Here is a 19620-nt window from a genome sequence, read left to right as displayed (position 1 = left end):
CAGGTCCTGCGTGGTTATGACCTTCCATCGCGAGCGCACACTGGGACAGTGGTCGCTGTTCGGCTTCGAACGCATGCGTAGCCATGCCGAGCTATTCGGGCACGAAGTGCAACTGTTGGCAGTACTGGACCATGCCGATCCGTTCACGCTGCGAATGGTCCGCGAGCATCCGGTACTGCGTCCGACGGATCGAGTCATAGAGGCATCCCTGGGGGATCCTGGCCTGGCGCGCAACCTGGGAGTCAGCGAGGCGGACGGCGAACTGATCGGCATTCTCGATGGCGACGACTATTGTTCGGCGAACTGGATTACCGAGGCATCGAGCGCCCTGGCTGCGCAGTCTGGCGAGGTGGTCGTGCATACCGATTATCTGCTGACTTTCGGCGAGTCCTGGGAGTTTTCCCGGCAGAGCGATCAGTTAACCGGGAAGGGGGGGGCTGAAACCTGTTTCAAACACCATCTGTGGGCCTCGACGGTGTTCGCGTCTCGGGAGCTGTTCCTGCGTTGCCCCTATCGGGAGGCGAACATGGCCAGGACCGGCTTCGGCTACGAGGACTGGGACTGGAGCCTCGCGACCTTGGCCGCGGGAGCGCGCCATACCACAGCGCCGCAGACGGCGTTGTTCTATCGGCGCAAGCCTGCCGGTTCCCGGCAGAGCGCCGGCTTGCGACAGCAGGTCGTCGTGCGCCCGGGGCCATTCTTCGCCGATGGATTCTGGAGGTAAGAGGTTTTGATGTCCGTACGTCTGAAGAAACTCCTCGCATGGCTTGCCTGGCACGCCTACAGATGGATGTTCGCGCTTCTGCGACGCTGCCTGAATGAGCGACAGCTGCAGCAGTTCGTGGTGTCCTGCCGCCGTCTCAAGTATCGCTACTTTCCGGAGGCTGCGCCGATTCAGGGCGCTGCAGCGGCAGCGCTGCCGCATTGGATAGTCGAGGAGTTACGCGAACTGTCGCATATCGAGCCGGCGCTATATCCCAGCGATGAGCTGCTCGGTCGCTTCCGTTCCTGGCAGCCAGGCGAGGATCCTCATGCAGCGGCGCTCTACCGGGAATTGTTGGCTGATTTCGTCGACAGCCAGCCTCAAGTGATTTTCCTCATTCCCCACATGATGCGAGGTGGGGCCGATCTGGGCACTTTGCACCATGTTCACCTTTGTGTGGAGCAGGGGTTGCGGGTGACGGTGGTGATCACCCGGGATGTCCTCTCACCTTGGATCAATCGCCTGCCGGCAGCGGCCAGGGTGGTCGAGTTCGGACGCCTGACGCGACATGCCGGCGACGAGGATCGTGAACTGGTGTTGCTGCGGCTGCTGCTGCAGAGTTCGGCCAGTACGCTGCACCTGATCAATTCGTTGCTGGGTTGGCAATTGTTCGAGCGATTCGGCAAACCGCTGGTGAGCAGTGGCAAGCGCCTGTTTGCCAGCGTCTACTGCGACGATGTCGACCGCAACGGGGTGCGTTGTGGCTATGCCACAGAGTTCCTGCCGAAGGCATGGATGCACCTCGCTGGTGTTTTCACCGACAACCAGCACTTTCTCGAGCTCATCCAGCGGCGTGACGGCCTTCCGCGGGAGCGTCTGCATGCCTTGTATTTCCCCTTCATCGGCGAGATCGTCAGCGCGCCTGGAGTAGGTAGGAAGGTGCTATGGGCGGGACGGTTGGCCGCTCAGAAGCGCCCCGAGCTGCTTTATGAAATCGCCCGGGCCATGCCGGAGGTGGGCTTCGATGTCCATGGTGAAGCCGACCCCGCCTATGACACAAATGTGCTGCAGCGCCTGAAGGCATTGCCGAACGTTTCCCTGGTTGGCCGCTTTGACAGTTTCGCGGCAATCGCCCAGGCGGGTGATTATGGCGTTTTCCTTTATACCTCCGCCTACGACGGTTTGCCGAACGTCCTGCTCGAGGCTACTGCCGCAGGCCTTCCCATAGTCGCGCCGACGGTGGGCGGTATAGCGGAGCTGGTGGAGGAGGACAGCGGCTATCCCCTCGATGCTGCGGCAGGGCCGCTTGCCTTTGTCGAGATGATCAGGCAAGTGCTGGAGGATCCTCAGCGGGCCGAAAGGAAAGTGACCAATGCCCAGGCCCGAATGCGCGGGCGGCATGTCTGGGCCACTTTTACGCGAGAGGTTGCCGCCGTGCCGGGATACTTGCCGACATGTGCTGCACCGCAGCCGGTCGAGTGAGTGCCATTCATGTCGATGGCAGAGGCGATTCGTTCGGGAGCAGAGCGGTTCTGGTTCCTGTGCCGGCCCGCATTACGGCGTATGGCGGGGAATCCGGGCCGAGCTGCGCTCCATTGGATGCTGGGCTCGCGCCCATGCGGAAGTCTGCCTGGCGAGCCTGCTATGGCTGAACCCTGGGCCCCTGAATTGCCTTTGGTCAGTGTGGTCATTCCCTGCTTCAACTATGGCCATTATCTGTTGCAGGCGCTGCGCAGTTTGCGCGAGCAGACATTGCAGGACTTCGAGGTCATCCTGGTAGACGATGGTTCCGATGATCCCGCCACTCGTCGTCTGCTCGTGTTGCTCGAGCGGCTCACCTCATTGACCGTTCTCCGGCAAGCCAATGCCGGTCCCGGGGCTGCACGCAATGCGGGCATCGCTAAGGCTCGAGGGCGGTATGTCTGTTGCCTGGACGCCGATGACCTTCTAGCGCCGTCTTACCTGGAGAAGTGTGTGGTCATGCTGGAGGCGGATGCAGGCCTGGGGCTGGCCCATAGCTGGCTGCAGCTGTTCGGAAGGGAGCGGCGGTTGGTCAAGACCCGAGACCTCGATCCGGTGTTGCTGGCTCACGTCAATCACCTTGGGGTCTCGGCTGTGTTCTCGCGTTCTGCCTGGGCGGCTGTGGGCGGTTTTTCCGAGGTCCGGAGTGCCTTGTACGAGGACTGGGATTTCTGGATCCGCCTGGCGAGCTTGGGAGTACGGGGCAGGGTGATAGGCGAGGCGCTGATGTTCTATCGGAGGCACCCCAGGTCGCGACTGGGGCATGCCAACCGTCGCCCGCGCCAGGCCTGCCGAGAGTTGCGCCTGGCGCATCGGGAGTTTTGCGCCAACTCGGCTTGGCGAAAATCGCTGGCCGATGGATATCGCCGCCGGCTGGTGGATGAACCGCTGCTCAATTTGTCACGACCGGGCCAGTATCGGCGTCCGCCGGTACGGATTTTTGTGGTTTGCCTGCAACGAGGCTGCGATATCAAGCAATGCTCTCGACCGGAACTGGAGGTTCTCATCGGAAAGGCGACGCTGCACTTGCTCATCGAGGATTGCGCTGAGCCACCCGGCTGGTTGGTCGAGCGCGCCGCCACCGTCTATCGGTTGTCCGGACTCCTAGATGAGAGTCAATGCGCTGCGTTCGTGAGCAACTACTTCGCGACCCGGGATTGGCTTGGCGCTCTGGTCGTGCCCCAGGCGCCCGGCGCTGCCCGGCTTCTCCATGCGCAAGACGTCGTAGTCGAACGTGGAGATGGACCGGCTCGATGGGATCGTTGTCAGTCAGGTAGGAAATGAATTGAAAACGGTAGTCATGACACTTGGCATGCATCGTTCCGGTACCAGCCTGTTGTCCGCGGCGCTGGAGTGCCTGGGGGTGGACTTCGGGGAGCACCTCATCGCGCCGAGGCCGGACAATCCCAGGGGGTTTTGGGAGGACAGCGCGATTGTCGAACTGAACGAACAGGTATTCGCGGCGCAAGGCTCTTCGTCTTCCTGTGTTGGTGTCGATGGCGCCGGCCTCCTGGGTAGCGAGGCTGGCAAGGTTCTGCAGCGGCGAATGGGGCTGTTGCTGGATCAACGCCTGGCTTGCCATGACCTGTTTGGCATCAAGGATCCGCGCCTGCCGCGTCTTATGGATTTCTGGATGCCGCTGCTGGATGCCAGAAGGGTGAATGTTGCACTGGTGGTCCCCGTCCGCCATCCGTTGAGCGTGGCCGCCTCGTTACAGGCGCGCGACGGTTTTTCCACGGCGAAGAGCCTGATGCTGTGGTACGAGCACATGTATAGGGCCTTGCGATTCGCGGTTACCAGGCGCATGGTCGTAGTCGACTACGACCTGTTCATGGCGCAGCCGCGTGAATCCCTGCTGCGGATTGCAGATCGTCTGGGCCTGCCATTCTCGGAGGCGTCGTTCCAGTGTTTCTCCGTGGGCATCCTGGACCGTTCCCTGCGGCATACGTGCTTCGACGCATCGCTTCTGCAAGAGCATGCAGATGCCTTTCCGGCCCTGGTTGAACTCCATGACCTGCTATGCGGGCTGGCCAGGGATGCAGAACAGGTCTGCGCTCGTCGGATCGAGGCCATGGAGCGCCAATTTGCCGACGTATGGCCATTGCTGCGACATTTCGGACAAATGGACCAGGAGTCCTGGAGGACCGCCCAGTGGTACCTCAGTGACCATAAGCGTTTGGTTGCCCGAGAGGCAGAACTGGTCGGTTGGATATCTCGCCTGGAATCCACCGTCCAGGCGGGTGAGACTGCACATCGGCAGGCGGCGGCCTGGTTCGAGGCACAGGAGCAAGCGTATCTGGTCCGGCTCCAGGCAGTGGAGCGGGAGCGCGATGCTCTTCTGGTGTCGATGAAGGGCCTGCGTGGAGCGCTTGCCTCCTCGGAGGCCACGCAGTCTGGCTTGCGTGCAGAACTCTCTGCAACTCTTGAGCGCCTCGAGTCGATCCTGTCCAGCAGGTCCTGGCGAGCGACGGAGCCCCTGCGGCGTTGCGCCGAATGGGTGGGGAGAATAGGCACCAAGCCTATTTGACGCTATCGACAGTGATTGCTACCATTCCAGACCTTGTATTGGGAGGCTTTCGTCCCTATCTGGCGGAGCAACCCGTAAAAACTGAATGTGGAGTGCCCGGCTTCGGCCGGGCGCGGCCAGGGGCCGGCAGGATACCAGTCTCGATCCTGCTGGCTTCTTTTTCATCACTTGACCGCGTTCGCTGGTGGCGCGGAGCCGGGCCTACAGGCCTTTGACTACAGGTATAAACATGAGCGAAAGCTTCGCAGAACTCTTTGAAGAAAGTCTGAAATCCCTCGACATGCAGCCGGGTGCCATCATCACCGGCATCGTGGTCGACATCGACGGTGACTGGGTCACCGTGCATGCCGGCCTGAAGTCCGAGGGCGTCATCCCGGTCGAGCAGTTCTACAACGAACAGGGCGAGCTGACCATCAAGGTGGGTGACGAAGTCCACGTTGCGCTGGACGCGGTTGAAGATGGCTTCGGTGAAACCAAGCTGTCCCGCGAGAAAGCCAAGCGTGCCGAATCCTGGCTGGTTCTGGAAGCTGCCTTCAACGCTGATGAAGTGGTCAAGGGCGTAATCAACGGCAAGGTCAAGGGCGGCTTCACCGTCGACGTCAGCGGCATCCGCGCGTTCCTGCCGGGTTCCCTGGTCGATGTCCGTCCGGTGCGTGACACCACTCACCTGGAAGGCAAAGAGCTCGAGTTCAAGGTCATCAAGCTGGACCAGAAGCGCAACAACGTTGTCGTTTCCCGTCGTAGCGTCCTGGAAGCCGAGAACAGCGCCGAGCGCGAAGCCCTGCTGGAATCCCTGCAGGAAGGCCAGCAAGTCAAGGGTATCGTCAAGAACCTCACCGACTACGGCGCATTCGTGGACCTGGGCGGCGTAGACGGCCTGCTGCACATCACCGACATGGCCTGGAAGCGCATCAAGCACCCGTCGGAAATCGTCAACGTCGGCGACGAGATCGATGTCAAGGTTCTGAAGTTCGACCGCGAGCGCAACCGCGTATCCCTGGGCCTGAAGCAACTGGGCGAAGACCCGTGGGTTGCCATCAAGGCTCGTTACCCGGAAGGCACCCGCGTCATGGCCCGCGTCACCAACCTCACCGACTACGGCTGCTTCGCCGAGCTGGAAGAGGGCGTGGAAGGCCTGGTACACGTCTCCGAAATGGACTGGACCAACAAGAACATCCACCCGTCGAAAGTCGTTCAGGTTGGCGACGAAGTGGAAGTTCAGGTTCTGGACATCGACGAAGAGCGTCGTCGTATCTCCCTGGGCATCAAGCAGTGCAAGTCCAACCCGTGGGAAGATTTCTCCGGTCGCTTCAACAAGGGCGACAAGATCTCCGGCACCATCAAGTCGATCACCGACTTCGGTATCTTCATCGGCCTGGAAGGCGGCATCGACGGCCTGGTTCACCTGTCCGACATCTCCTGGAACGAAGCCGGTGAAGAAGCCGTGCGTCGCTTCAAGAAGGGCGACGAGCTGGAAACCGTCATCCTCTCCGTCGATCCGGAGCGCGAGCGCATCTCCCTGGGCATCAAGCAACTGGAAGACGATCCGTTCTCCAGCTACGCCGGCCAGCACGAGAAGGGCAGCATCGTTCGCGGCATCGTCAAGGAAGTTGACGCCAAAGGCGCCGTCATCAGCCTGGGCGACGAGATCGAAGGCGTTCTGAAGGCTTCCGAAATCAGCCGCGACCGCGTCGAAGACGCCCGCAACGTGCTGAAGGAAGGCGAAGAAGTCGAAGCCAAGATCATCAGCATCGACCGCAAGAGCCGCGTCATCAGCCTCTCCATCAAGTCCAAGGACGTCGATGACGAGAAGGATGCGATGAAAGAGCTGCGTAGCAAGCAGGAAGTAGAAAGCACCGGTCCGACCACCATTGGTGATCTGATTCGTGCGCAAATGGAGAACCAGGGCTAAGTCCTGATTCTTCCAAGAAAAAGGGCGACTTCGGTCGCCCTTTTTCGTTTTCCCTCCTTTAGGCTGTTCAAAGCTTGAGCTGCGTGCTAAAAGAACCTAGAGCTGATCTAGCCGCTTGAAAAAGAAGGGAAAACCATGACCAAGTCGGAGTTGATCGAGAGAATCGTCACCCATCAGGGGCAGCTTTCCGCAAAGGACGTGGAGCTGGCGATCAAGACCATGCTTGAGCAGATGTCCCAGGCTCTGGCGACCGGCGATCGCATCGAGATCCGTGGGTTCGGCAGTTTCTCTCTGCATTACCGTGCACCGCGCGTCGGCCGGAATCCGAAGACCGGCGAATCGGTGCGCCTGGATGGTAAATTCGTTCCGCACTTCAAGCCGGGCAAGGAATTGCGCGATCGGGTGAACGAGCCCGTGTAGCCGGCTAGAGAACGATCGAGGATTTTTCATGCTTCGGCTCAAACGCTTTCTGGCCTTCCTGGCTGCCATCCTGCTATGCGCAGTGATCGTCGTCTTCGTCCTGGAGAACCTGCAGAAGGTCCAGCTGGCCTTCCTCGGCTGGCAGACGCCTGAGTGGCCGCTGGTGGTCTTCATCACCCTGTCCTTCGTCCTGGGTGGCGTCATCGGCCTGCTGCTGAGCATTCCGTTCCGGGCGCGCACGCGCCTGCATCTCTCGGGGCTGCGTTCCGAGGTATCGCGCTTCCGCAAGGAAAACCAGGCCCTGCGCGACCAGTCGCTGAAGACCCAGTGATCCGGGATGTCCAGCGTTGTAGCGATGCTGCTGTTCGTCCTGGCCCTGGCCGTCGGTTGGTGGCTGGGGCGCCGCTCGTTGCGCCCTGGGTCTCGGCCGGCTTCTGCTGACGAGGCGTTGCGCGAACGGGTGCGCAACATGCACAACCTGCTCGACCGGCATTCCGACGACGCGCTGGAGCGCCTTTCCCAGGGGCTTTCGCTGAACGAGGAGACGCTCGAAAGCCACGTTCATGTCGGCAACCTGTTCCGCCGCCGTGGGGATATCGAGAAGGCGATCCAGATCCACCAGGAATTGCTGGGCAAGGCGTCCGCCAACACCGAGCTGTCCGCGCAGATCAGCCTCGAACTCGCCCGTGACTACATCGCCGGCGGGTTGCTTGGCAGCGCCGAGCAGTTGCTGGACGAGCTGATGCGGCGCGACGGCCAGGCCGCCTCGCTGGAGGCGCTGGACGAACTGCGTCGCATCGCCGAACGCGAGAAGGACTGGGCGCGTGCAGTGGAGCTTGCAGCGCGCCTGGTGGGGCGGCGGCCCCAGTTGAAGACGGTGCTGGCCAACTATTATTGCGAGCAGGCCCAGGAGCGCATCCGTGGGGGTGACCGCGACAGCGCCCGCGAGCTGCTCAAGGAGGCCCGGCGGGTCGATCCCCAGTGCGTGCGCGCCTTGCTGATGCGCCTGGATTGCGAGCTGTGGCAGCGCAACTTCCAGGCTGCCGACGCTTCCATCACCGAGCTCTGCGCGGCCGATGCCGGTTTTCTCGGCGAGCTGTTGCCCATGCTGCGGCGCCGCGAGTGTTGCGCCGAGCCGGCGATCCTCGCCTGCCTGCGCCGTCTGGCCGAGGCGCCGGATGCGTCGCCGGCGCTGCTGGCGATCCTGGCCCAGCTCGACGCGGACGGGCAGGGCTGGCGCGGCCGGTTGCTGGCCAAGGTCCAGCAGCAGCCTTCCTGGCGAGGGTTGCTGGACATGCTCGGTACGCTGGGCGGCGGAAGGGCGGACCAGGAGCTGTTCACCCACATGCAGCCGATCATCCTCGGCCTGTATCGATCGATGCCGCACTATCGCTGCGGCAATTGCGGTTTCGCCGGGCGCGAGTTGCACTGGCAATGCCCGGGCTGCCACGGGTGGAATACGCTCAGGCCGATCGCTGCTCCCCAGCAGTGATGCCAGTGCCCGAAATCATGGACGGTGCCCCGGCGCCTTGAATCTCTAGGAGTGGTGTTGAAAGTACTTCTGACCGGTGCCACCGGTTTTGTCGGGCGTGGCGTTCTCGAAGCCTTTGCCGCGATACCGGAGTTGCGCCTGGCGGTGGCGGTGCGTTCCCGCCTGCCCGGCGAGTTCCCCGGCGTGGAGGTCCACTCCATCGATGGCCTGAGCGCCACCCAGGACTGGAGCGGTGCACTGGCCGGCGTGGACGTCGTGGTCCATGCCGCGGCCCGGGTGCATGTCATGTGCGAAACCGCGGACGATCCCCTGGCCGAGTTCCGCGCGGTCAACGTCGAGGGCACCCTCAACCTGGCACGCCAGGCCGCCGCGGCAGGGGTGCGGCGCTTCATCTTCATCAGCTCGGTCAAGGTCAATGGCGAATCGACGCCGCCCGGCCGGCCGTTCCGTGCCGAGGACGCGCCGGCGCCGGCCGACCCCTACGGCCAGTCGAAGCTGGAAGCGGAGCGGGCGCTGTCGCGCCTGGCCGAAGACTGTGCAATGGAATGGGTGGTCATCCGCCCGCCGCTGATCTATGGCCCGGGTGTGGGGGCCAACTTCGCCAGCCTGATGCGTGCGGTGCAGCGGCAATTGCCCTTGCCGTTCGCGCGGGTGCGCAACCGGCGGAGCCTGGTGGCCAGGGACAACCTGGTCGACCTGCTGCGGGTCTGCCTGGGGCACGAGCGTGCCGCCAACCAGGTCTTCCTGGTCAGCGACGACCAGGACCTTTCCAGCGCCGAGCTGTGCCGCCGCCTGGCCGCGGCGCTGGGCGTACGTTCGCGGCTGCTGCCGGTGCCGGTCGCCTTGCTGCAGGGGCTGGCCGCGTTGTTCGGACGGGGAGCCCAGGCGCAGCGCGTGCTGGGTTCGTTGCAGGTGGATATCGGCAAGACCCGCGAGTTGCTGGGCTGGCGCCCGCCGGTGGGCGTCGACCAGGCGCTGGCGGCGACGGCTCGCTGGTACCGGGAGTCCCGGCGATGATCGTCCTGCTGTCGTTTCTCGCCCTGCTGCTGGCCTGGGCCGGTACCGCCGGGGTTCGCCACTACGCCCTCGCGCGCAGCGTGATGGACGTGCCCAACGAGCGCAGCTCCCACAGTGTCCCGACGCCCAGGGGCGGTGGGGTGGCGATAGTCCTGAGCTTCCTTCTGGTGCTGCTGCTGTCCTGGGGGATGGGCCTGACCGATACGCGCGGCATGCTTGCCCTGCTGCTGTCGGGCGGCTGGATCGCCCTGGTGGGCTTCGTCGACGACCATCGCCACGTCCCGGCCCGCTGGCGCCTGCTCGGCCACTTCCTGGGGGCGGGGTTCCTGCTCTACATGCTGGGTGGCGTGCCGGCCCTGCCGTTCGCCGGCAGCCATTGGGACCTGGGCCTGTTCGGTTCGCTGCTGGCGCTGCTCTACCTGGTGTGGCTGCTGAACCTCTACAACTTCATGGACGGCATCGACGGCATCGCCAGCCTGGAGGCGATCACCGTCTGCGTCGGTGCGGCGCTCTGCTGCTGGCTGGCCGGGGTGGGCTCGGCCGCCTGGCTACCGCTGCTGCTCGCCGCGGCCACCGCGGGGTTCCTGGCCTGGAACTACCCGCCGGCGCGAATCTTCATGGGCGACGCCGGCAGCGGCTTCCTCGGCATCGTCCTGGGAGGGTTGTCCCTGCAGGCGGCCTGGCAGGCTCCGCAGCTGTTCTGGTCTTGGCTGATCCTGTTGGGCGCCTTCGTGGTCGACGCCACCTGGACCCTGGCGCGTCGCTTGCTGCGTGGCGAGCGGGTGCATGAAGCGCACCGCAGCCATGCCTACCAGCGGGCTTCGCGGCGTCTGGGCCAGCATCGCGCCATCAGTCTGTCGGTGGCTGCGATCAATCTGATATGGCTGTCGCCGATCGCCGTTTTCGTGGCGTTGGGCTGGATCGACGGCGTGGCCGGACTGATTCTTGCCTATGCTCCATTGGTGCTGGTCGTGGCAGTGCTGGGTGCCGGTGGGCCTGAAGACGGCCAACCGAAGTGAACTCCATGGGAAATGGTGGTCAATGTAACGGGAGACTGCGCTCCCGGACTGGGAAGGACGAATGGATATGCTGCGAGAGCGCCTGCTGAGGTTGCCCCGACGTTACAAGCGAATGCTGCAGGTGGTCACGGACGTGTTCCTGGTGTGGCTGGCCCTGTGGCTTTCTTTCGTGGTGCGCCTGGGTGCGGACGACCTGACCTACCCCTTCCGCGTGCATGCCTGGCTGTTCATCGCCGCGCCCCTGATCGCGATACCGCTGTTCATCCGCTTCGGCATGTACCGGGCGGTCATGCGCTACCTGGGCAACGATGCGCTGATCGCCATCTGGAAGGCGGTGACCATCTCGGCCCTGGTGCTTTCGCTGGTGGTCTACTGGAACCGCTCGGTCGTCGAGGCGGTGCCGCGTTCCCTGGTGCTCAACTACTGGTGGCTGAGCCTGCTGATGGTCGGCGGCCTGCGCCTGGCCATGCGCCAGTACTTCATGGGCGACTGGTACAGCGCGGTCCAGGCCATGCCCTTCTTCAAGCAGGACGATGGCCTGACCAAGGTCGCGGTCTACGGCGCGGGTACAGCGGGGAACCAGCTTGTGGCCGCCCTGCGCCTGGGGCGGGCGATGCGCCCGGTGGCCTTCATCGACGACGACGACGAGATCGCCAACCGGGTGATCGCCGGCCTGCGGGTATTCAAGCCCAAGCATATCCAGCAGATGATCGAGGAGACCGGCGCCCAGGAGATCCTCCTGGCGATTCCCTCGGCCTCGCGGGCGCGCCGCCGCGAGATCCTCGGGTTGCTGGAACCCTATCCGCTGCACGTGCGCAGCGTGCCCGGCATCATCGACCTGGCCAACGGCCGGGTGAGGGTGGACGACATCCAGGAAGTGGATATCGCCGACCTGCTGGGGCGCGACCCGGTGGCGCCGCGCAAGGAGCTGCTGGAACACTGCATCCGCGGCCAGGCTGTGATGGTCACCGGGGCGGGCGGTTCCATCGGCTCGGAATTGTGCCGGCAGATCCTGACCTGCGGCCCGACGGTGATGGTGCTGTTCGAGCACTGCGAGTTCAACCTCTACCGTATCCACCAGGAACTGGAGCGGCGCATCCGCCGCGAGTCCCTGCCGGTGCAGCTGGTGCCCATCCTGGGCTCGGTGCGTAGCGCCGAGCGCCTGCTGGAAGTGCTGGGCAGCTGGAAGATCAACACCGTCTACCATGCGGCCGCCTACAAGCACGTGCCGATCGTCGAGCACAACATTTCCGAGGGCGTGCTCAACAACGTGCTGGGCACGTTGCAGGCGGCCCAGGCCTCGATCCAGGCCGGGGTGCAGAACTTCGTGCTGATCTCCACCGACAAGGCGGTGCGTCCGACCAATGTCATGGGCGGCACCAAGCGCCTGGCCGAGATGATCCTGCAGGCGCTCAGCCAGGAGCAGGCGCCGGTGCTCTTCGGCGACAAGGCCGGCGTGCACCATGTGAACAAGACCCGTTTCACCATGGTGCGCTTCGGCAACGTCCTGGGTTCGTCCGGCTCGGTCATTCCGCTGTTCCGCGAACAGATCAAGCGCGGCGGCCCGGTGACCGTCACCCATCCGGCGATCACCCGCTACTTCATGACCATACCCGAGGCCGCGCAACTGGTGATCCAGGCGGGCTCCATGGGGCGCGGCGGCGATGTCTTCGTGCTGGACATGGGCCAGCCGGTGAAGATCCTCGAGCTGGCCCAGCGCATGATCCACCTGTCGGGGCTCAGCGTGCGTTCGGAGAGCACGCCCCATGGCGACATCGCCATCGAGTTCAGTGGCCTGCGCCCGGGCGAGAAGCTCTACGAGGAACTGCTGATCGGTGACGACGTGGGCACTACCGAGCACCCGATGATCATGAAGGCGAACGAGGAAATGCTGCCCTGGGATGCGTTCAAGGCGGTGCTGGGCTCGCTGCTGAAGGCGGTGGAGCGCGGCGACTACGCCCAGGTGCGCATGCTGCTGCGCGATTCGGTCAACGGCTACTGCCCGGATGGCGACATCGTCGACCTGGTCCACCAGCAGCGTCGTATGGAGCCCTGAACGGCGGCAGTGCGACTTGTTCCCCTGGCCCCAAAGGCGCTTCCTTCCAGGCTGTAGGGGGCATCTATTTAAGTGCCTTGGCCGTGTCGAGGCCTTTTTTCAGGTCGCTTTTCGGAGTGAAGGTGTGCGGGCGGACCCGGCAGGGGCCCGCCTGATCCTTCATCTTCAAGGAGCGATACCATGCTTAGACTCCCCGCAGTACTGCTGATCCTGCTCACCGGCCTTTGCGCCAATGCCACCGCCCAAGCCGCCGCCGACAGCGAGAAGCTGACGCCGGCAACCGTCGTCATGCACCAGGCGGACGGGGCGAAGGTGAACCTCAACACGGCCGACGCCGCCTCGCTGCAGCAGGCGCTGAGCGGCATCGGCAAGAGCAAGGCGGAGGCCATAGTGGCCTATCGCGAATCCAATGGTCCCTTCGCCAGCGTGGACCAGTTGCTGGAGGTGAAAGGCATCGGCAAGGCGCTGCTGGACCGGAACCGGGACAGGCTGAGCGTGGAGTAACGAGAGAAAGCCAGCCCTGTTCATGGTCGGCTGAAAAGAAAAAGCCCCCGGCGTATGCATGCCGAGGGCTTTTTTGAATCTGGCTCCGCGACCTGGACTCGACGGCGTGAGCCGAACGCGCTTCAGCGCGGCCCCGCAGGGGGTATCACCTGGGACGCAGTCCCTGGCGAGAGTCCAGGAAGCCCCAAGGAAAAAGCCCCCGGCATGTGCCGAGGGCTTTTGAATCTGGCTCCGCGACCTGGACTCGAACCAGGGACCCAATGATTAACAGTCATTTGCTCTACCGACTGAGCTATCGCGGAACAACGGGGCGTATCTTACTGATTAAAAAGGGGAAGTCAACATTCTGCCGATGACTTCCCCGATTTTTTTCAGAGCACCTGGACGATGGCGCGGGTGACGGTTTCCAGGTTGCCGTTGTTCAGCGCAGCGACGCAGATGCGGCCGGTGCCGACGGCGTAGATGCCGAACTCGTTCTTCAGGCGCTCCACCTGCTCGGCGGTCAGGCCGGAGTAGGAGAACATGCCGCGCTGCTGGGCGACGAAGCCGAAGTCGCGCTTGGCGCCCAGGGCGGCCAGTTGCTCGACCATGGCCACGCGCATGTTGCGGATGCGGCTGCGCATTTCGCCCAGTTCCTCTTCCCACAGGGCGCGCAGTTCCGGGCTGTTGAGCACGGCGGAAACGACGCTGGCGCCGTGGGTCGGCGGGTTGGAGTAGTTGGTGCGGATCACGCGCTTGACCTGGGACAGGACGCGGGCGGACTCCTCGCGGCTGTTGGTGACCACCGACAGCGCGCCGACGCGTTCGCCGTACAGCGAGAACGACTTGGAGAAGGAGCTGGAAACGAAGAAGCTCAGGCCGGACCGGGCGAACAGGCGCACGGCGGCGGCGTCTTCGTCGATGCCGTCGCCGAAGCCCTGGTAGGCGATGTCGAGGAAGGGCACGTGGCCTTTGGCCTTGAGCACTTCCAGGACCTGTTTCCAGTCGTCCAGGCTCAGGTCGACGCCGGTCGGGTTGTGGCAGCAGGCGTGCAGGACCACGATGGACTGCGAAGGCAGGGCGTTGAGGTCTTCCAGCAGGCCGGCGCGGTTTACGCCGTGGCTGGCGGCGTCGTAGTAGCGGTAGTTCTGCACCGGGAAGCCGGCGGCCTCGAACAGCGCGCGGTGGTTTTCCCAGCTCGGGTCGCTGATGGCCACGGTGGCGTTGGGCAGCAGGCGCTTGAGGAAGTCGGCGCCGGTCTTCAGCGCGCCGGTGCCGCCCACGGCCTGGGTGGTAACCACGCGGCCTTCGGCCAGCAGCTCGGAGTCGGCGCCGAACAGCAGCTTCTGCACGCCCTGGTCATAGGCGGCGATGCCTTCGATCGGCAGGTAGCCGCGCGGAGCGTGTGCTTCGATGCGGGCTTTCTCCGCGGCCTGTACCGCGCGCAGCAACGGGAGGCGACCCTCCTCGTTGTAGTACACGCCGACGCCCAGGTTGATCTTGCCGGGGCGGGTGTCGGCGTTGAAGGCTTCGTTCAGGCCCAGGATGGGGTCGCGGGGGGCCATTTCGACAGCGGAGAACAGACTCATTTGGCAGCAGCTCTAAGGCGGGAGTGAGAATGCAAATGCAACCCCCGCGCACGGCGCTGGGGGATGCGTCGACGGGCCGGTATTATATAGGCCTCTATGGCACGCTGCGAGTTGATCGCGCATGCTTTCGCCTGGTTTGACGCCGCAATTCTGCCCGCGTCACACCCCACAGCGAGGTTCCCATGTCGATTTTCCAACTGGATTCGCGCTTCAAGCCGGCGGGCGACCAGCCCGAAGCGATCCGACAAATGGTGGAGGGGCTGGAGGCCGGACTGTCGCACCAGACCCTGCTGGGGGTGACCGGCTCCGGCAAGACCTTCAGCATCGCCAACGTCATCGCCCAGGTGCAGCGCCCGACCATGGTCCTGGCGCCGAACAAGACCCTGGCCGCGCAGCTCTACGGCGAGTTCAAGACCTTCTTCCCGCACAACGCGGTGGAATACTTCGTCTCCTACTACGACTACTACCAGCCCGAAGCCTACGTCCCGTCCTCGGATACCTATATCGAGAAGGATTCGTCGATCAACGACCACATCGAGCAGATGCGCCTTTCCGCGACCAAGGCGCTGCTGGAGCGCGAGGACGCGATCATCGTCTGCACCGTGTCGTCGATCTACGGCCTGGGCGACCCGGCGTCCTACCTGAAGATGGTCCTGCACCTGGACCGCGGCGACCGCATGGACCAGCGCGAGCTGCTGCGCCGCCTGACCAGCCTGCAGTACAGCCGCAACGACATGGACTTCGCCCGCGCCAGCTTCCGCGTGCGCGGCGACGTCATCGACATCTTCCCGGCGGAATCGGAGCTTGAGGCCATCCGCGTCGAGCTGTTCGACGACGAAGTGGAGAACATCTCCGCCTTCGACCCGCTGACCGGCGAGGTGATCCGCAAGCTGCCGCGCTTCACCTTCTACCCCAAGAGCCACTACGTGACGCCGCGGGAGACCCTGATGGAAGCGGTGGAGCAGATCAAGGAAGAGCTCAAGGTGCGCCTGGACTACCTGCGCAACAACAACAAGCTGGTGGAAGCCCAGCGCCTGGAGCAGCGCACCCGCTTCGACCTGGAGATGATCCTCGAGCTGGGCTACTGCAACGGCATCGAGAACTACTCGCGCTACCTCTCCGGGCGTGGCCCCGGCGAGCCGCCGCCAACCCTCTACGACTACCTGCCGGCCAACTCGCTGCTGGTGATCGACGAATCCCACGTCAGCGTTCCCCAGGTCGGCGCCATGTACAAGGGCGACCGTTCGCGCAAGGAAACCCTGGTGGAATACGGCTTCCGCCTGCCCTCGGCGCTGGACAACCGGCCGCTGCGCTTCGAGGAGTGGGAGGCGATCAGCCCGCAGACCATCTTCGTCTCCGCCACCCCCGGCCCCTATGAAGAGCAGCACGCCGGGCGGGTGATCGAGCAGGTGGTGCGGCCCACCGGCCTGGTCGACCCGCAGATCGAGGTGCGCCCGGCCTCCACCCAGGTGGACGACCTGCTCTCGGAAATCCGCCTGCGCGTGGCCAGCGAGGAGCGCGTGCTGGTCACCACCCTGACCAAGCGCATGGCCGAGGACCTCACCGACTACCTGGGCGACCACGACGTGCGCGTGCGCTACCTGCACTCGGACATCGACACCGTCGAGCGCATGGAGATCATCCGCGACCTGCGCACCGGCGCCTTCGACGTGCTGGTGGGCATCAACCTGCTGCGCGAGGGCCTGGACATGCCCGAGGTGTCCCTGGTGGCCATCCTCGACGCCGACAAGGAGGGCTTCCTGCGCTCGGAGCGCTCGCTGATCCAGACCATCGGCCGCGCCGCGCGCAACCTCAACGGCAAGGCGATCCTCTATGCCGACAACGTCACCGGCTCGATGCAGCGAGCCATGGACGAGACCGAGCGGCGGCGCAACAAGCAGATCGCCTTCAACGAGCAGCACGGCATCGTGCCCAAGGGCGTGAAGAAGGACATCAAGGACATCCTCGAGGGCGCCAGCGTGCCGGGCGCCAAGGGCAAGCGCCGCGGCGTGGCCAAGGTGGCGGAGGAGAGCGGGCGCTACGAGGGCGAACTGCGCTCGCCGAACGAGATCAGCAAGCGCATCCGCCAGCTCGAGGAGAAGATGTACCAACTGGCCCGCGACCTGGAGTTCGAAGCCGCCGCCGCGCTGCGCGACGAGATCCACAAGCTGCGCGAACGCCTGGTGGAGGTCGGCTGACCTCCACCGCTCAGTGCGCGCCGGCGCCGGCCTGGGCGCCGAAGCCGGTGGGCAGGGGCCGCGTCAGCAGGGCGGCCAGCATGCTGACGGCGAGGACGATGCCGATGGCGTGGAAGGCGTCGTTGTAGGCCATGATCGCCGCCTGCTGGTGGACGATCACGCTCACTTCGCCCAGCGCCGCCTGCTGGCTGCCCAGCTGCGCCGCCAGTTGCGCCAGGCGTTCCTCCACCGCGCCGTTGACCGGCACCACCGCTTCGCGCAGGTAGTCGTAGTAGACCTTGGCGCGGCTATCCAGCAGCGTCGCCAGCAGGGCGATGCCGATGGCGCCGCCGAGGTTGCGCAGGATGTTGAACAGGCTGGAGGCGGAGCCGGCGTCCTGCGGCTGCAGGTAGGCGGTGGCGATCAGCGAGATGGTCACCATCACCATCGGCTGGCCGAGGGCGCGCAGCAGCTGGATCTGGTTGAACTGCGGGCCGGCGAAGTCCGGGTTGAGCACCCCGGAGCTGAAGCTGGCCAGGCCGAACAGGCCGAAGCCCAGGGCGCACAGCAGGCGCGGCTCGATGATCTTCATCAGCTTGGGGATCAGCGGGATGAGGAACAGCTGCGGCACGCCCATCCACATGATCACCTCGCCGATCTGCATGGCGTTGTAGCCCTGGATCTGCGCCAGGTACAGCGGCAGCACGTAGATCGAGCCGTACAGCCCCATGCCCAGGCCGATGCTGGAGATGCTCGCCAGGCCGAAGTTGCGGTTGCGCAGGATGCCCAGGTTGATCAGCGGGTTGGGCCGCGAGGTCTGCAGGATGACGAAGAGGATCAGGCTGACCAGGGCGATGCTGCCCAGGGCGACGATCAGGTTCGACTCCAGCCAGTCCTTGCGGTGGCCTTCCTCGAGGAACACCTGCAGGCAGCCCAGGCCGATGGCCATGGTGAGGATGCCGGCGTAGTCGGTGCTCTTGAGCAGTTCCCAGTGCGGCGGCTTCTTCTCCAGGCCGTAGAGCAGCCCGGCGATCATCAGCAGCCCCGGCGGGATGTTGATGTAGAAGATGTACTCCCAGCCGAAGTTCTCGGTCAGCCAGCCGCCCAGGGTGGGGCCGATGGACGGCGCGAAGGTGGCGGTGATGGCGAACAGCGCCATGCCCTTGGGCCGGTGGTGCTCCGGCAGCTTGATCAGGCTGAGGGTGAACGCCAGGGGGATGAGCGCGCCGCCGGTGAAGCCCTGCATGGCGCGGAACACGATCATGCTCTCCAGGTTCCAGGCGAAGGAGCACAGCAGCGAGGAGATCAGGAAGCCGATGGAGATCAGCACCGCCAGGCGCCGCGCCGACAGCAGCTGCACCAGCCAGGCGGTGAGCGGGATCATGATGATCTCGGCCACCAGGTAGGAGGTGGAAATCCACGAGCCTTCCTCCAGGGTCGCGGCCAGCGCGCCCTGGATGTCCTTCAGCGAGGAGTTGGTGATCTGGATGTCCAGCACCGCCATGAAGGCGCCGAGCATCGCCGAGAGCACGGCGATCCAGTCGCGCCGGGTGGGTTCCCCGGCCGGGCGGACGAGGGCGTCAGCGCTCACCGAGCTGCACCTCGGCCTCGACCGACATGCCCGGGCGGATCAGGCCCTTGAGCGGGTTGTCGGCGGCGAAGGTGATCTTCACCGGGATGCGTTGCACCACCTTGGTGAAGTTGCCGGTGGCGTTGTCCGGCGGCAGCAGGCTGAACTGGGCGCCGGAGGCGGCGAAGAGGCTGTCCACGCAGCCTTCGATGGGGGTGTCGGGGAAGCTGTCGAGGACCAGCCGGGCCTTCTGCCCCGGGCGCATGTGGCCGACCTGGGTCTCCTTGAAGTTGGCCTGCACCCAGATGCCGTCGTCGGGCACCAGCGCCAGCAACTGGCTGCCGACCTGCACGTACTGCCCCACCCGCGCGCCGCGCTGGCCGACCAGGCCGGCCACCGGGGCGCGGATCTCGGTGCGCGCCAGGTTGATCTCGGCCTGGGCGATCTCCGCCCGGGAGGCGTCGATCTGCGCCTGCAGGCGCTTGATGTCGGCGTTCAGGGCGTCGACCTGGATGCGCTGGGCCTGCAGGTCGGCCTGGGCCTTGGCCACCTGGGACCGGGCAACGTGGGAGTCGGCGGTCAGGGTGGTGACGCGCTCCTCGGAAACGTAGCCGGGCTTGCGCAGGGTCTGGGCGCGGTTGAGGTCGATCTGGGTGCGGCCGAAGGTGGCCTGGGTGGCGTTCAGGTCGGCCTCGCTGGCGGCGATCAGGCTGCCCTGGCCCTTCAGCTTGCTGCGCGCCTGGGCTAGCTCCGCCTCGTGGGTGGCCAGGGCGGCCCTGGCGCGGTCCAGGGCCAGGCGGAAGTCGGCGTCCTCCAGCTTGACCAGCAACTGGCCCTTTTCCACGTGCTGGTTGTCGCTGACCAGCACCTGGTCGATGCGCGCGCCCAACTGGCTGGCGATGCGGGTGATCTCGCCCTGGACGTAGGCATTGTCGGTGGTTTCCTGGAAGCGGCCGATGAAGTACCAGCGCGCCAGGAAGGCCAGGGCGACCAGGCAGAAGAGGGCGAAGAAGATGCTCAGGCGGCGTTTCAATTGTGCAGGCATGATAAACGAGCGTTTGTTTGGCAGGATTTTTCCGCCAATGTAACAGTGTTCCCGGCCGGGGCGCAGTCGCTACAATTCGGAAACTTTGT

The 19620-nt window shown here is 64.7% G+C and carries 16 protein-coding genes and 1 tRNA gene; 13 read left to right on the top strand and 4 right to left on the bottom strand.

Features of this window, described 5'->3' with window-relative positions:
• The first annotated feature begins 16 nt into the window (after positions 1-16).
• The 12 genes from CHC02_RS23390 (at position 17) to CHC02_RS23335 (ending at position 13171) form a co-directional block, all read left to right on the top strand.
• Positions 17-724, top strand: coding sequence for a glycosyltransferase family A protein (locus tag CHC02_RS23390; protein ID WP_167364762.1), 708 nt, complete (start codon positions 17-19; stop codon positions 722-724).
• A 9-nt stretch (positions 725-733) separates the two neighbouring features.
• Positions 734-2185 carry a glycosyltransferase family 4 protein gene (locus CHC02_RS23385; RefSeq protein ID WP_089393792.1) on the top strand — a complete coding sequence of 484 codons (1452 nt, stop codon included), beginning with the start codon at positions 734-736 and terminating at the stop codon, positions 2183-2185.
• 162 nt (positions 2186-2347) lie between these two features.
• Complete coding sequence (locus CHC02_RS23380) at positions 2348-3508, top strand: glycosyltransferase family A protein (RefSeq protein ID WP_167364763.1); 1161 nt, start codon at positions 2348-2350, stop codon at positions 3506-3508.
• Positions 3465-4751, top strand: coding sequence for a sulfotransferase family protein (locus CHC02_RS23375; protein WP_141137697.1), 1287 nt, complete (start codon positions 3465-3467; stop codon positions 4749-4751). Before CHC02_RS23380 ends, CHC02_RS23375 begins: the two co-directional genes overlap by 44 nt.
• Before the next feature lie 229 nt (positions 4752-4980).
• Positions 4981-6663 (top strand): 30S ribosomal protein S1, encoded by a 1683-nt coding sequence (gene rpsA, locus CHC02_RS23370; protein ID WP_089393789.1) that lies wholly within the window; start codon positions 4981-4983, stop codon positions 6661-6663.
• A gap of 135 nt (positions 6664-6798) precedes the next feature.
• Complete coding sequence (gene ihfB / locus CHC02_RS23365) at positions 6799-7083, top strand: integration host factor subunit beta (protein ID WP_009621012.1); 285 nt, start codon at positions 6799-6801, stop codon at positions 7081-7083.
• A 28-nt stretch (positions 7084-7111) separates the two neighbouring features.
• Positions 7112-7414: a LapA family protein gene (locus CHC02_RS23360; RefSeq protein WP_089393788.1), complete on the top strand. Its 303-nt coding sequence runs from the start codon at positions 7112-7114 to the stop codon at positions 7412-7414.
• A 24-nt stretch (positions 7415-7438) separates the two neighbouring features.
• Positions 7439-8575 carry a tetratricopeptide repeat protein gene (locus CHC02_RS23355; RefSeq protein ID WP_244160866.1) on the top strand — a complete coding sequence of 379 codons (1137 nt, stop codon included), beginning with the start codon at positions 7439-7441 and terminating at the stop codon, positions 8573-8575.
• Positions 8576-8632: 57 nt separating this feature from the next.
• A complete protein-coding gene (locus CHC02_RS23350; RefSeq protein WP_089393787.1) occupies positions 8633-9592 on the top strand; it encodes a UDP-glucose 4-epimerase family protein in 960 nt (319 codons plus the stop codon).
• On the top strand, positions 9589-10611 hold the full coding sequence (locus CHC02_RS23345; protein ID WP_089393786.1) for an MraY family glycosyltransferase: 1023 nt from the start codon (positions 9589-9591) through the stop codon (positions 10609-10611). Before CHC02_RS23350 ends, CHC02_RS23345 begins: the two co-directional genes overlap by 4 nt.
• Positions 10612-10672: 61 nt before the next feature.
• The gene (locus CHC02_RS23340) at positions 10673-12667 is read left to right on the top strand and encodes a polysaccharide biosynthesis protein (RefSeq protein WP_089393785.1); all 1995 of its coding nucleotides are present in this window, start codon (positions 10673-10675) and stop codon (positions 12665-12667) included.
• 180 nt (positions 12668-12847) lie between these two features.
• The gene (locus tag CHC02_RS23335; RefSeq protein ID WP_089393784.1) at positions 12848-13171 is read left to right on the top strand and encodes a ComEA family DNA-binding protein; all 324 of its coding nucleotides are present in this window, start codon (positions 12848-12850) and stop codon (positions 13169-13171) included.
• Between the two features lie 226 nt (positions 13172-13397).
• Here CHC02_RS23335 and CHC02_RS23330 read toward each other — a convergent pair.
• Positions 13398-13473, bottom strand: a tRNA-Asn gene (locus CHC02_RS23330).
• A 69-nt stretch (positions 13474-13542) separates the two neighbouring features.
• Positions 13543-14739, bottom strand: a complete 1197-nt coding sequence (locus tag CHC02_RS23325; protein ID WP_089393783.1) for an amino acid aminotransferase — start codon at positions 14737-14739, stop codon at positions 13543-13545.
• A gap of 182 nt (positions 14740-14921) precedes the next feature.
• Between CHC02_RS23325 and uvrB the strand changes: the two genes are divergently transcribed.
• Complete coding sequence (gene uvrB / locus CHC02_RS23320; protein WP_089393782.1) at positions 14922-16937, top strand: excinuclease ABC subunit UvrB; 2016 nt, start codon at positions 14922-14924, stop codon at positions 16935-16937.
• Between the two features lie 10 nt (positions 16938-16947).
• Here the strand turns inward: uvrB and CHC02_RS23315 are convergent, their stop codons facing one another.
• Both CHC02_RS23315 and CHC02_RS23310 read right to left on the bottom strand, forming a co-directional pair.
• Positions 16948-18507, bottom strand: a complete 1560-nt coding sequence (locus CHC02_RS23315) for an MDR family MFS transporter (protein WP_482211647.1) — start codon at positions 18505-18507, stop codon at positions 16948-16950.
• The gene (locus tag CHC02_RS23310; RefSeq protein WP_089393781.1) at positions 18497-19531 is read right to left on the bottom strand and encodes an HlyD family secretion protein; all 1035 of its coding nucleotides are present in this window, start codon (positions 19529-19531) and stop codon (positions 18497-18499) included. Before CHC02_RS23310 ends, CHC02_RS23315 begins: the two co-directional genes overlap by 11 nt.
• Positions 19532-19620 lie beyond the last annotated feature (89 nt).

Origin of the sequence: Pseudomonas delhiensis, from assembly GCF_900187975.1 — a bacterium.
GTDB lineage: Bacteria > Pseudomonadota > Gammaproteobacteria > Pseudomonadales > Pseudomonadaceae > Pseudomonas > Pseudomonas delhiensis.
Note: the sequence above shows the minus strand (reverse complement) of the source record. Positions and strands in the feature narration are given on the sequence as shown.